Here is a 13,510-nt window from a genome sequence, read left to right as displayed (position 1 = left end):
GACCGGCCGTCAGCGGTTCCTGACCACGATGCAGGAGCCGCCGATGCTGCGCAGGCTCTGGCAGATCTGGCCTGCTTCGTTGCGGTCGTCGGCGCCGATGCGCACGGCATAGATGCCACGTCGGCCGATTGGCGTACGCACCCGACTTACGACAGGATCATGCGACGACAGCAGCTTCGGAAATCGTCCCTCGAGCCGCTGCCACTGCCTGATCGCCGCCGCGCGGCGGAAATTGCCGGCGACCTGGATGCCCCAGGGTTTCACATGCACGCTGGCCATGGCGACTGTCTGGGACATGATCACCTTCAGGTTCTGGCAGGCGGCGGCAAAAGACATGTTCGGATCGAGCGGCCGGTTCGTCCCGACATGGGCCTTGTCGGCAAAATTGTCGGCCGGCTCGCCCATGATGTCGAGCACATAGTCCTCGGTTTCGAGCGGCAGGAAGCCGCCTGACGACAGCCAGCCCGCGACGCGGTTCTCGCCGGCATTGTAGGCAGCCGCGGCCAGGCCAAGATTGCCGAAGCCGGATTTGAGCTCGCCGAGATAGCGCGCCGACGCCGGGATCGCCTGCTCCATGTCGAACGGATTGGCGAGGCCGCGCATCGCGGCGGTACCGGGCATGAACTGGGCAATGCCTTCCGCACCTGCCGGGCTCACCGCATTCGGATCGAAACGGCTCTCCTTCCAGATCAGTCTTGCGAAGAACTCGCTGGGCAGGCCGTGGCGTCGGGCATGGGTGTCGATGAGCTCGCAGACGCGCGCGGCATGGGTCTTCTTCGGCGACCGTGGCGGATCGGCCAATGCAGGCAGGCACATGGCAAGCGAGACGAGGAAAGCCAGAGCTGCCCTCGACAGGTTGCGCATCCCTATTCGGCTGCCGCCTGGCCGCGGCCGAAACGCTGCTCGATATAATCGGCAACCATCTTTTCGAAATCCGCGGCGATCGCTGGACCGCGCAGCGTCGCGGCCTTCTTGCCGTCGATGAACACAGGCGCCGTCGGCGTCTCGCCGGTGCCAGGCAACGAGATGCCGATGTCGGCATGCTTGGATTCGCCCGGACCATTGACGATGCAGCCCATCACCGCAACCTTCAGCATTTCGACGCCGGGATACTTCTCGCGCCAGACCGGCATGTTCTTGCGCAGATCGTCCTGGATGTTCTGGGCCAGCTCCTGGAACACGGTCGAGGTGGTGCGGCCGCAACCCGGGCATGCGGCAACGATCGGCACGAACTGGCGGAAGCCCATCGTCTGCAGTAGCTCCTGCGACACCTGGACTTCCCTGGTGCGGTCGCCATTGGGCTCAGGCGTCAGCGAGATGCGGATGGTGTCGCCGATGCCCTGCTGCAACAGGATGCCCATCGCCGCCGACGAGGCGACGATGCCTTTCGAGCCCATGCCTGCTTCGGTCAGGCCGAGATGCAGCGCGTGGTTGGAGCGAGCGGCGAGCATTGTGTAGACGGCGATCAGGTCCTGGACGCCGCTGACCTTGGCCGAAAGGATGATGTTTTCACGCGGCAGGCCGATTTCTTCGGCGAGATCCGCCGAGATCAGCGCCGACTGCACGATCGCCTCGTGCATGACCTGGCTGGCGGTGAGCGGCGAGCCGTTCGCCTGGTTCTCGTCCATCAGCCGGGTCAGCAAATCCTGGTCGAGCGAGCCCCAGTTGACGCCGATGCGCACAGGCTTTTCGTGGCGGATCGCCATCTCGACGATGTCGGCAAACTGCTTGTCCTTCTTCTCCTTGAACCCGACATTGCCCGGATTGATGCGGTACTTGGCCAGCGCCTCAGCACAAGCGGGATGGTCGGCAAGCAGCTTGTGGCCGATGTAATGGAAATCGCCGACCAAAGGCACGTTGATGCCAAGGCGGGCGAGACGGTCGCGGATATGCGGAACGGCGGCGGCACTTTCGTCGCGGTCGACGGTGATGCGCACGATTTCGGACCCGGCGCGATGAAGCGCTGCGACCTGGGCGACGGTCTTGTCGATGTCGGCCGTATCGGTGTTGGTCATCGACTGCACGACGACGGGTGCTTCGCCACCAACGATCACGCCGCCGACGCTGACGCCGACCGACTTGCGGCGGGCAAATGGGGACGAAAAATAGCCGGTCATCGACGGCCTTCTTGAAGCTCGAGGTATCCGCGCCTGAGGTGGCGCGCGCTGGGCGCGATGTCAATATCGCAGGTGGTCGCGCCCGCCAAGGGCGGCGTTAACCTGGCAGCAAGCGGAGATGAACAACGGCGTCCAATGCTGTAGTGTGGACCCACATCCATGGGGGATTTCATGGCAGCATCGCTCCGCAGTCCCGTCTTGCCGCTTGTCGCCCTGTCAGCACTGCTAGTTTGCGCCCAAGCCCGCACCCAGGCAATCGAACCCGGCAAGGAGGGTGAACTCGCCAATTTCATCCCCCCTGAAGCCGGCGCACGCGCCTGTTTCGGCCGGATCTACGACGAAGCGCATCTCAAGGCGCATCCGAAGCAGCAGGTGACGGAAATGCAGTTCCGCATCGCCTACTACATTCACGAGCCGGACGCGTTTTACCCCAAGGGCCAGCGCAACTATTATTTCGAGGTCCTGGCCAAGCTGCGCGGCCACAAGCAGGCGAAGCCGCTCAGCGCGATGGGCGAATGCAGCCCCAGCGACGACGGCAAGTCGATCTTCTGCGGCGTCGATTGCGACGGCGGCGGCGTGATGGTCAAACGCAGCGTCGGCGGCAAGATAGTGGTCGATCTCGAGGCGCTCGGCCGACTGCGTATGACATCGGATTGCGGCGAGGACGAAGAAGGCGGGGTCGAGTTGTTGTCCGGCGCCGACGACAAGCGCTTCCTGCTGTCGAAGCAGGCCTCATCCGAGTGCCCGGCCTACGACGACTGGTAGGAAAAACTCGGTCCTCACCCCACAATTTCACGAAACTGTGCGACAGCGGTGCTTCTTTTGCGCCGCACAGCACGTATATGTTGCATCGCACCATAAAGATTCCCGAAGGATTTTCCTGCATGACCGCGACCAGGACCGCCATCGTCACCGGCTCGACCTCCGGCATCGGCCTCGCCATCGCCGAGGCTTTTGCCCGCGACGGCATGAACGTCGTCATCAACTCCTTTTCCGATACGCCGGCCGACCATGCCATCGCCGAACGGCTGTCGAAGGAACACAAGGCCGAGGTCGTCTACATCAAGGCCGACATGTCCAAGGCGGCCGAATGCCGGGCGCTGGTCGCCAGGGCCGCCAAGGAATTCGGTACCGTCGACGTTCTGGTCAACAATGCCGGCATCCAGCATGTCGCCCCGGTCGAGGACTTCCCTACAGAGAAGTGGGACGCCATCATCGCCATCAACCTGACGTCGGCGTTCCACACCACCGCGGCCGCGATCCCGCTGATGAAGAAGGCCGGCAGCGGCCGCATCATCAACATCGCCTCGGCCCATGGCCTGGTAGCCTCGGCCTACAAGTCTGCCTATGTCTCGGCCAAGCATGGCATTATGGGCCTGACCAAGACGGTGGCGCTGGAACTGGCGCAGGACAAGATCACCTGCAACGCCATCTGCCCCGGCTATGTGCTGACCCCGCTGGTCGAGGCGCAGATCCCCGACCAGATGAAGGCGCACAACATGGACCGCGAGACGGTGATCCGCGAGGTCATGCTCGACCGCCAGCCGACCAAGGAATTCGTCACCGTCGAGCAGATCGCAGCGACTGCCGTCTTCCTCGCCTCCCCGGCGGCAAGCCAGATCAACGGCACCCACATCTCGGTCGACGGCGGCTGGACGGCTCAGTAACGCTCCGCCAGGCGGACGAACCCCGACACAAAGGACAATGACGCCATGACTGGAAACGGCACGGCGGAGGAGAACAAGCCGATCAACGTGGCGCTGCAGGGTGGAGGTTCGCACGGAGCCTTCTCCTGGGGCGTGCTCGATCGCCTGCTGGAGGACGGCCGGCTCGACATCAGGGCCATCTCCGGCACCAGCGCCGGCGCGATGAACGCGGTGGCGTTGGCCGACGGCTGGGTCCGCGGCGGTGCCGAGGGAGCACGCGCCAAGCTCGCTGGGTTCTGGCGGGCAGTCGCACGAAAGGGACGCTTCAGCCCGGTGCAGCGTTCGCCATGGGACGTGCTGTGGGGCAATTGGTCGATCGAGAACACCCCCGGCTACATCTGGTTCGACACCATGTCGCGGGTGCTGTCGCCCTATGTCGCCAATCCCCTGAACCTCAACCCGCTGCGGGACGTCGTCGCCGAGGAGATCGACTTCGCCAATGTCCGCGCCTGCAAGGACATCGACCTGTTCATCTCGGCGACCAATGTCGAGACCGGACAGTTGCGTGTGTTCAGCGACGGCGAGATCGACCTCGACACGGTGATGGCCTCGGCCTGTCTGCCGCAGATCTTCCAGGCCGTCGAGATCAATGGCGTGCCCTATTGGGACGGCGGCTATGGCGGCAATCCAGCGATCTATCCGTTCTTCAAGGCCAATGAAACGGACGACGTCCTGCTCGTCCAGATCAACCCCGTCATCCGCGAACAGACGCCGAAGACGGCCAACGAAATCCAGAACCGCATCGACGAGATCACCTTCAATGCCGGATTGCTGCGCGAATTCCGCGCCATCGCCTTCATCAAGGAGCTGATCGCCGCAGGCCGCCTGCCTCATGGTGAGTTCCGCGACATCCGCATGCACCGCATCGACGCCGACGAGGCGTTCAAGGATCTTTCAGCGTCGTCGAAGGTAAATGCCGAGTGGGCGTTCCTCGAATACTTGCGCGACCTTGGCCGCACGGCGGCCAGCGACTGGCTCGAGGACAACTTTGATTCGGTGGGCACGAAGGCCACGCTCGACCTATCCGGGCAGCTCGACGACGGCTTCAAGCCGCTGCATGGCCCCTCGGTCGGGCGCCGCGTCCGCGAGTTTCTGGCCACCAGAACCAAGCCAGCTGCCGTTCGCCAGCACAACTAACCCGCGAAAATCCGCCATTGGGGACAAGCAACCACGGCGTGCTGACACCTCCTGCCAGTTTTGTCAGGATGATGTTTCCATTCTTTTTTATCACTATTTTGTAATCTTCATTTGATGTAGAAGACGCCCTTCCGCCGCTTTGCCCCCGCGGCGGATTGAATGCGGTATTGCGCGCCACCATATCGGGGCGACGCGCCAGGCAAGATGGCGGTAGCCGCAACCGTCCTTAACGGATAACGACAATGTCGAAGATTAGGTTCCATAAGCTTGCAGCCTTGGTCGTGCTCGTGGCATTCGCCGCGTGGATGGGCACTGGCGAATTCTCTTCGGTGGGCAGCGCTCAGACTCAACCCGACGAAAAACCTGCCCAGGCCGCAGAACAACCAAAGGCGTCGCTGCGCACTGTCATGGTTGTCGCGCCGCCACGCGTCGAACACGCCCGCGCCATCCGCATTTCCGGCCAGACCGAAGCAGAAAAGCGCGCAACGCTTGCCACTCGTGCGGCCGGCATCATTGCCGAACTGCCGGTCAAGCAGGGCGACCACATCAAGCAGGGTGACCTGATCCTGATGCTCGACGCCGAAGAGAAGGCCGCAGCCGTCGAAACGGCAAAGGCGGTGCTGTCGCAGCGCAAAGCCGAATGGGAAGCAGCGCAGAAGCTCACCAAGGCAGGCTCTGCAGCCAAGCTGACCGGCGACATTGCATGGTCCAACTACCAGACCGCACAGTCGCAGCTCCAGGCATCCGAAGCCGAGCTGTCGCGCAACCAGGTCAAGGCTCCGTTCAACGGCGTCGTCGATCGTGTTTCTGTGGAGCTCGGCTCCTCGGTCGCGCAAGGCGGCGAGGTTGCCACGATCCTGAGTCTCGATCCGATCCTCGCCAAGGGCGAGATCAGCGAGCGCGACCTGCGCTACGTCAAGATCGGCGATGAGGCCGATGTCAGCCTGATCAACGGCGAAGTGGTCAAGGGCAAGGTTCGCTATATCAGCCGCGACGCCACCGCCAAGACCCGCACCTTCCCGATCGAGATCGCGGTCCCCAACAAGGACAATGCCATCCCGGCCGGCATGACCGCTGAAATCACCGTGCGCGCCAACCCGACCGACGCGGTGGTGTTGCCCCGTTCGGTGGTGACGCTCGGCCAGAACGGCGACCTCGGCATCCGCGCCATCGACGCGGCGTCGAAGGTGGTCTTCTTCCCGATCGACCTGGTCGACGACACCCAGAAGGGTCTCGTCCTCGGTGGCATCCCAGCTGACGCGAAGGTCATCATCGCCGGCCAGGACCTCGTCAAGGAAGGCGACGAAGTGCAGGCCCAGGTCGCCGACGAGGCGGCCCTCAAGAAACTCGCTGAAAGCGCAGCCGGGACGCAGTAAAAATGGACATCGTCAGCCTTGCGATCCGCAATGCGCGACTGACCCTTTCGGTCTTGCTCTTCCTGGTCATCGCGGGGGCGCTTGCCTACCGCGCCGTGCCCAAGGAAGCCGAGCCGGACGTCGCCATTCCGATCATGTATGTCAGCCTGGTGTACAACGGCATTTCGCCTGAAGACGCCGAACGACTGTTGCTGCGCCCTGTCGAATCTCAGCTCAAGAGCCTGAAGGGGCTCAAGGAGATGAAGTCGAACGCCTATCAGGGCGGCGCCAACGTCGTCGTCGAATTCGATCCGTCGGTCGATTTGGGCGACGCGTTGATCGACACGCGCAACAAGGTGCAGGACGCCAAGCGCGACCTCCCCGCGGGCGTCGAAGAACCGACAGTCAACGAGGTGAATCTGTCCGAATTCCCGGTCGTGTTCATCACGCTGTCCGGCGACATTCCGGAACGCGCTCTGACCGCCGCCGCCAAGGACCTGCGCGACCGCATCGAAGAGGTGCCCGGCGTGCTCGAGGCCGAGATCCAGGGATCTCGCGACGAGCTCGTCGAGGCGATCGTCGATCCGGTAAAGCTGTCTTCCTATGGCCTGCAGCTCGACCAGCTCATCCAGGGCGTCGGCGCATCGAACAGTCTCGTCGCCGCCGGTACCATCGAGGGAGCGGAAGGCAAATACGCGGTGAAGGTGCCGTCGCTGATCGAAACGCCGGAGGACGTCGCAAACCTGCCTGTCGTGGCCGGCCCGAACGCTGTCGTCCGAGTTCGCGACGTCGCCACCGTGCGTTCGACCTTCAAGGACGCCGAGACGATCGCCCGCATCGATGGCAGGCCGGCGATCACGCTGGCGGTCAAGAAGCGCATCGGCGCCAATGTCGTCGAGACCATCGAAGGCTCGAAGAAGGTTGCCGAAGAGTTCGTGGCAAAGAGCAAACAGGCGCTGCCCGACCTGCAGGTGACCTACACCCAGGACAAATCGGTTTTCGTCAACCAGCTGCTGAACGACCTGCAGAACCACGTGATGATCGCCGTCATCCTGGTCTTCATCGTCATTCTCTATGCGCTTTCGGGGCGCGCCTCGATGCTGATCGGACTGGCGATCCCGTCTTCGTTCCTGATCGGCATCCTGCTGCTTGCCTTGATGGGCTACACGATCAACATGATCGTGCTGTTCTCGCTCATTCTGGCGGTTGGCATGCTTGTCGACGATGCGATCATCGTCACCGAATATGCCGAGCGCCGCATGTCGGAAGGCATGCCGAAGGCGCAGGCGTTCGAGGAAGCCGCCAAACGCATGGCCGGACCGGTCATCGCGGCGACCCTGACCCGCATCGCGGCGTTTTCGCCGCTGCTGTTCTGGCCAGGCATCGTCGGCGACTTCATGAAGTATCTGCCGATCACGCTGATCGTCACGCTCGCCGCCTCGATGGCCTATGCGTTGATTTTTGCCCCGGCGATCGGCGCAATCATCGGCAAGGCGCCGCTTCATGGCGAGGAAGAAAACCGCGACGGCCTCTACATGGCGATCGTCAAGAAGGCCGTGGCCTTCCCGATCACCGCTATCGTCCTGACGCTGATGCTGCTGGGCGGCGGCCTCTATTCCTACGTCAAGTTCGGCAATGGCGTGGAGTTCTTCCCCTCGGTCGAGCCGGACTACGGCCTGCTTTACGTCCACGCCCGCGGCAACCTCTCGCTTGAGGAAATGGACGCCGCAACACGCATCGCCGAACAGCGCATCATCGGCTGGCCCGGCATCAAGTCGGTACTGACCAAGGTCGGCAAGACACGCGGCGGCGAGGACGTTCCGGAAGACGTCGTCGGTGTCATCAACTATGAGTTCATCGACTGGCGCGAGCGCGAATCCGCGCACAAGATCCTCGAAGACCTGCGTGTCGCGATGGCCGGCATTCCGGGCGTCGATGTCGAGGTGCGCGTTCCGGACGCCGGCCCGCCGACCGGCAAGGCCATCCAGGTGCAGCTTTCGGCGACGGACCCGACCGGGCTCAACGACTATGCCAAGCTGGTGGCCGCGACCGTGGCCAAGGTTCCCGGCGTCATCGACCTTTCCGATGGCCTGCCGCCCCCCGGGGTCGACTGGGCGCTTGAGGTCGATCGCTCCAAGGCCGCGCAGTTCGGTATCAGCCCGACCTCTGTCGGAACGGTGGTTCAGCTCGTGACCACGGGCCTGAAACTGACTGACTATCGGCCCGCGGGCACGGACGACGCCGTCGACATCAGGCTGCGTCTGCCGGAGGACCGACGCACGCTGTCGGCGCTCGACGAGTTGCGCATCGAAACGGCACAAGGGTCTGTGCCTATCTCCAACTTCGTCTCGCGCAAGCCGGAGCCGACCGCTGGCGTCCTGAAACGTATCGACAGCAAGCGCACCATCACCATCCAGGCCAATGTGGCAGGCGGCTTCCAGGTCGCCGAAGTTCAGGCTGCGGTCGCCAAGGCCGTTGGTGAGATTGCCAAGCCGGGCGTCGACTGGAAGCTCGCCGGGTCGAACGAAGACAGCGCGGAGGCAGCTGCCTTCCTCAGCAATGCGTTCGGCGCCGCGATCTTCCTGATCTTCATCGTGCTTCTGGCGCAGTTCAACAAGTTCACCAGCGTGCTCTTGGTGTTGTCCTGCGTCGTCATGGCGGTGATCGGTGCGCTGCTCGGCATGTTGCTGACCGGTCAGACCTTCGTCATCGTCATGTCGGGCATCGGCTTCATCGCACTGGCCGGCGTGGTGGTGAACAACAACATCGTGCTGATCGACACCTATGATCGGCTGCGCGATGAAGGTTGGAACAAGCTCGACGCGGTGCTGCAGACCTGCCGCGAACGCGCGCGGCCCGTGGTACTGACCGCACTGTCGGCCATCCTTGGCGTCATGCCGATCGCCTTTGGCCTCGGCCTGGAGATCTTCCACCACGAGACGACGATCAACGCCCCGTCGACGCAGTGGTGGATCGCGCTCTCCTCGGCGATCGTCTTCGGCCTGTCGTTCGCCACCGTGCTGACACTGGTGGTGACGCCGGCGATGCTGATGGTGTTCACCCGCGAGAAACGCAAGCCCGGCCAGCGTGGCTGGTTCAGCAAGCTTCTCCACCGGAAGGACAAGGTCGAGGCTAGCGCCACCCCGGCGCCTGGCCCCGACGAACCTGCTGTCGCCTTCCCCAAGGCAGCGGAATAGACTGACCAAGCAAGACCCCATGAAAGGCCGCCCAGGAACAACCGGGCGGCCTTTTGCGTTGCTGCCTCGATGAACCCCAAAGAATCCGAGGCATGAACAATGACGATTTCAACCCTGCTCATCATCATCCTGATCCTGATCCTGCTCGGCGCTGTGCCGGCCTGGCCGCACTCGCGCGGATGGGGATATGGCCCATCGGGCATCGTCGGCATCCTGCTCGTGGTGCTCTTGGTGTTGATGCTGATGGGGCGGATCTGACCGTCAGCGGACCAGCCGGCTAAGGCGACTGGAGCAAGCCTGCGCAGGTCGCCAGCCCCTTGCGGTAATCGTGCCGGGCCGGGACGCCCCGGTCCGCAACGCATGCTGGACATCGATGACATAAGCATTGAAGTCGGACGACGCCTCAAGGCTGTAGGGGTTGGCGGCCCCGCCGACATCCATGGCCTTCAAAGCCCAGGCCTTCTCCCGCTAGACGAGCCTCTCGATGTCGGCGGCAGTCTGGGCGGCGTCGTCCACCTTCTCGATCAGGCTTTCAAGCACGGCCGACCGGGCGGAGATCGTGTCGTGTAGGTCCCGGCTGTCGGAGATCGTGTCGGCCACGGCCGGCGCCGTTGCAAGCTGCGAGCAACAAGGCGATACCGGTCAACGCGCTCATCCAACGCAACTATCTCATGCACAGTCACGGCTGGAAGCTGAAAGGCTTCAGGCGGCCGACTTGAGTCTGGAAGGGAGCAAGTCAAGATCGTCGAGCGCGCCCTTCACCGCCTCGTCCAGCGGCGTGTGCGGGATCTCGCCGATGGCGGCTCCCAGCCGCATCGAGACGAGGCGATGCGGTTCGAAGCGCAGATAGGACATCGATACGATCGCCTTCCACATCGGCACGAACGGGCTACCGGCGCGCAGCACCCACCACGGCATGCTGGCGAGCTTGAGCTTGCGGCCTGTCACACGCCCCATTGCCGCCTTGATCTCCAGGTCGGTCAGGGAGTGGCCCGGGAGATTGAAGCTTTCATAGGCGCCGAGAGACTCTCGCCTGTCGGCCAGCGCCACAAACGTTCTGGCGAGATCGGGCAGATAGGCCCAGGCATGAACGAGATCCACGGGGCCAGGCGCGGTGTAGACGCCCTTGGCCAGCTTGGAGGCGATGATCAGGTCGAACCAGGAGCCCGTGCCCTTGCCGCCAAAGAAGTCGCCGGCCCTGAGCAACACAGTCCGAACCCGGCCGGCATCGGCCTCGTTCCGGTACAGCTCTTCTTGCTCTGCGCGGATGCGGCCCTTGTCGGTCGTCGGTCGCTGCGGCGTGTCCTCTGATATGACGGCAGGCATCGGCGAGCCGAAGTTGTAGACGGTACCGGCAACCATGTGCAGCGCGCCATTGGCGTGGCAGGCAGCCATGACGTTTTCGGCCATCGGCAGCACCGAGCTCCAGTCGGTGTAGACGGGACTCAGGCCGTTGAAGACGATGTCCATGCCACGTGTGGCAGCGACAAGCGACTGCCGGTCGAGCGCGTCGGCGGCGAACGCTTCGGCGCCAGCAAGCTCAGCCGGCAGCGTCCCGTCGCGGGTGATGGCCCTCACCTGGTATCCCGCGTCGAGAAAGGCCTTGGCGACGGCGCGGCCAAGCCGGCCGCGGCCACCCAATATTGCGATCTTGGTCATGTCGGTCACTCCTGTTGTGTGACCGCAATGTCGTTCATTCATTTCGGGAAATAAATTGACTGGAAATGGCAACCTGATATTCGTTTTTGTATAGATGCCTGAGCTCGACTGGAACCTCATCCGAAGCTTCGTCGCGGTTGCCGAAACCGGCAGCCTGTCGGCCGCGGCGCGCAAACTGGGCTCCAGCCAGCCGACCCTGGGTCGCCATATCGCCGAGCTCGAGCACGTACTCGACGTCACGCTGTTTCGGCGCGGCCGCCAGGGTTATGTGCTGACCGAGGCCGGTAGCCTGCTGTTCGAGCGGGGCCGTGCCGTCAGCGAACAGGCAACATCATTCGCGCGACTCGCTTTGGGCGCGGTGGAAGCGATCGAAGGCACGGTCCGGATCGCGGCGAGCGAGATGGTTGCCACCCATGTCCTGCCTGTGATGCTGGCACGTCTCGGAATGGAAGAGCCGGGCATCGAGGTCGAGGTCGTCGCGTCCAACCAAGTCGAGAATCTTCTGCGCCGCGACGCCGACATCGCGATCCGCATGGTGCAGCCGGCCCAGAACGAGCTGGTGGCCCGCAAGGTCACCGACATCGTGCTACGGATGTGCGCTGCTACAACCTATCTCAACCGCCGCGGCCGGCTGGGGCATCCGGAGGATCTGCAGCAGCATGACCTGATCGGGTTCGACCGCAGCGACGAGATGATCCGCGGCCTCGAACGCTTTTACCCCGGGATGACGCGGCATGCCTTCCGCTTCCGCTCCGACAACCACATCGTGCTCTGGGAGGCCGTGCGGGCCGGCAACGGCGTGGGTATCGGCCAGTTGCCGCTGATCCACCGCGAGTCGGGGCTGGAGGTCGTCCTGCCTGACCTGCCGCTGCCTGTACTGCCGGTCTGGCTCGCCATGCATCGCGACGTGCGCGCAAGCGTACGTATCCGTCGCGTCGTCGACTTCCTGCATGTAGAGCTGAAGCGTTATTCCGCCGGCGCCGCTTGAGTCATTGCCCTGAAGTCGGCATGGCGGGCGAGCCCGGCCATGACGGATACCACGACCAGCAGGCCGGACAAGGTGACGAAAACAGGCGCAAAGCCCGTATGGCCGGCGACGAAGCCGATCGCCGACGGCGCCACCAGTATGCCTGAATAACCCATCGTGGTGACCACGCTCATGCCGATGTTCGGCACCACGCCGGGCTGGTTTCCGGCGGCGGAGAAGGCGATCGGCACCATGTTGGCGACGCCCAGCCCGCACATGGCGAAGGCGGCGATGGCGATCCAGGGATTGGGCGCAAGGCCTGCAGCCAGCATGCCGGCAGCGGCGACCAGTGCCGAGACGCGCAGGGTGTTGACCGCACCGAAGCGGTTGCGGACACCATCACCCAGGAACCGCATCAGTGCCATGATGCCGGAGAAGGCGGCAAAGGCGAAACCGGCGGTAGCGATGTCGGCGCCAAGTTCCTGCTTGAGGTAGAGCGCCGCCCAGTCGAGCACCGCACCTTCCGGGATCATCGAAAACAGCGCCATGACACCGACGAGATAAATGGCCGCCAGGCGCGGCATACGGAAATGCCGATGCTCATGCGCCACCGGCTTGTCCTCGATCAGATAGCGCAGGGCAAAGGCGGTCATGGCCGCTGCAACGAGCGTGACAAACAAGGCATGCGGCAGATGCCCGAACTGCTGGATGATGATGCCGCCAAGCCCGCCGCCGACGAAGCCGCCAAGGCTCCAGAAGCCGTGCGACGACGACATGATAGCGCGCGACAGCCGCTTTTCCACCGCAACGGCATTGGCGTTCATGGCGACATCCATGGCGCCCGCCGTGGCGCCGAAGATGTACATCGTCACCGCAGTCAGCCAGACATTGGGCGCCAAGGCTACCATCAGCAGTGCAAAGACCAGAATCCAGGCGAAGCCGATGACAACAGGGCGTGAGCCGCGCTTGGTCATCAGGTAACCGGAGAACGGCATCGCCGTCAGCGCGCCGATGCCGAAACCAAGGATCAACAGGCCGAGCACGAACTCGCTGATGCCGAGCCGGGTGACCAGCAACGGAATCTGCGGCGCCCAGCTTCCGGTCATGAAGCCGTTCATGAAAAATGCTGCTGCGACGGCCCATCGGGCCGAAGCGTTGGCGGGTGTCGGGGTGGCGTCTTTGATGCTCATCGAGCGCGACTCCTAACATAGCTGCCTGGCAGCTGAAATCGATTTCAAACTGCCGTGATCGTCGGATTCAAAAAGTGACCGCCAAGCTCGACAGGTCCCGGTGTCGCCACCGCATTTCAAGGCGAATGCTGATTTTTAAATCGATTTAGAAGCCAGTCAAGTCAGCTTCCATGGCAAGCATT

12 protein-coding genes are annotated in these 13,510 nt (G+C 63.4%); 7 read left to right on the top strand and 5 right to left on the bottom strand.

All coding sequences use genetic code 11. The annotated features are described in order from the left end of the window. Positions 1–9 precede the first annotated feature (9 nt). Positions 10–864, bottom strand: a complete 855-nt coding sequence (locus H5P29_RS07625) for a lytic transglycosylase domain-containing protein (protein WP_154386634.1) — start codon at positions 862–864, stop codon at positions 10–12. A 2-nt stretch (positions 865–866) separates the two neighbouring features. After that, positions 867–2,117, bottom strand: coding sequence for a flavodoxin-dependent (E)-4-hydroxy-3-methylbut-2-enyl-diphosphate synthase (gene ispG, locus H5P29_RS07620; protein WP_154386635.1), 1,251 nt, complete (start codon positions 2,115–2,117; stop codon positions 867–869). Positions 2,118–2,288: 171 nt separating this feature from the next. On the opposite strand from ispG, the gene H5P29_RS07615 reads away from it, so the two are divergent. The 6 genes from H5P29_RS07615 to H5P29_RS07590 all read left to right on the top strand — a co-directional run bounded on the left by H5P29_RS07615 (position 2,289) and on the right by H5P29_RS07590 (position 9,770). Further along, the gene (locus H5P29_RS07615) at positions 2,289–2,882 is read left to right on the top strand and encodes a hypothetical protein (RefSeq protein ID WP_154386636.1); all 594 of its coding nucleotides are present in this window, start codon (positions 2,289–2,291) and stop codon (positions 2,880–2,882) included. A 119-nt stretch (positions 2,883–3,001) separates the two neighbouring features. Beyond that, complete coding sequence (locus tag H5P29_RS07610; protein ID WP_154386637.1) at positions 3,002–3,784, top strand: 3-hydroxybutyrate dehydrogenase; 783 nt, start codon at positions 3,002–3,004, stop codon at positions 3,782–3,784. Between the two features lie 45 nt (positions 3,785–3,829). Next, complete coding sequence (locus H5P29_RS07605) at positions 3,830–4,960, top strand: patatin-like phospholipase family protein (RefSeq protein ID WP_067956662.1); 1,131 nt, start codon at positions 3,830–3,832, stop codon at positions 4,958–4,960. A gap of 242 nt (positions 4,961–5,202) precedes the next feature. Continuing rightward, positions 5,203–6,336 carry an efflux RND transporter periplasmic adaptor subunit gene (locus tag H5P29_RS07600; RefSeq protein ID WP_154386638.1) on the top strand — a complete coding sequence of 378 codons (1,134 nt, stop codon included), beginning with the start codon at positions 5,203–5,205 and terminating at the stop codon, positions 6,334–6,336. A 2-nt stretch (positions 6,337–6,338) separates the two neighbouring features. Then, entirely contained in the window at positions 6,339–9,512 is a 3,174-nt protein-coding gene (locus H5P29_RS07595; protein WP_067956658.1) for an efflux RND transporter permease subunit, read from the top strand. A gap of 99 nt (positions 9,513–9,611) precedes the next feature. Next, positions 9,612–9,770: a DUF3309 family protein gene (locus H5P29_RS07590; RefSeq protein ID WP_083948446.1), complete on the top strand. Its 159-nt coding sequence runs from the start codon at positions 9,612–9,614 to the stop codon at positions 9,768–9,770. Between the two features lie 210 nt (positions 9,771–9,980). On the opposite strand, the gene H5P29_RS32800 is transcribed toward H5P29_RS07590, so the two are convergent. Together H5P29_RS32800 and H5P29_RS07585 are read right to left on the bottom strand one after the other, a co-directional pair. After that, positions 9,981–10,112 carry a hypothetical protein gene (locus tag H5P29_RS32800; RefSeq protein ID WP_256438672.1) on the bottom strand — a complete coding sequence of 44 codons (132 nt, stop codon included), beginning with the start codon at positions 10,110–10,112 and terminating at the stop codon, positions 9,981–9,983. A 102-nt stretch (positions 10,113–10,214) separates the two neighbouring features. Beyond that, on the bottom strand, positions 10,215–11,171 hold the full coding sequence (locus H5P29_RS07585) for an NAD-dependent epimerase/dehydratase family protein (protein ID WP_154386639.1): 957 nt from the start codon (positions 11,169–11,171) through the stop codon (positions 10,215–10,217). Between the two features lie 94 nt (positions 11,172–11,265). Between H5P29_RS07585 and H5P29_RS07580 the strand changes: the two genes are divergently transcribed. Continuing rightward, on the top strand, positions 11,266–12,159 hold the full coding sequence (locus H5P29_RS07580) for a LysR family transcriptional regulator (protein ID WP_154386640.1): 894 nt from the start codon (positions 11,266–11,268) through the stop codon (positions 12,157–12,159). On the opposite strand, the gene H5P29_RS07575 is transcribed toward H5P29_RS07580, so the two are convergent. Further along, on the bottom strand, positions 12,138–13,328 hold the full coding sequence (locus tag H5P29_RS07575) for an MFS transporter (protein WP_154386641.1): 1,191 nt from the start codon (positions 13,326–13,328) through the stop codon (positions 12,138–12,140). The two genes, H5P29_RS07580 and H5P29_RS07575, sit on opposite strands and share 22 nt — an antisense overlap. Between the last annotated feature and the right edge of the window lie 182 nt (positions 13,329–13,510).

This window comes from Aminobacter sp. MDW-2, from assembly GCF_014250155.1.
GTDB classification, from domain to species: domain Bacteria; phylum Pseudomonadota; class Alphaproteobacteria; order Rhizobiales; family Rhizobiaceae; genus Aminobacter; species Aminobacter ciceronei.
Note: the sequence above shows the minus strand (reverse complement) of the source record. Positions and strands in the feature narration are given on the sequence as shown.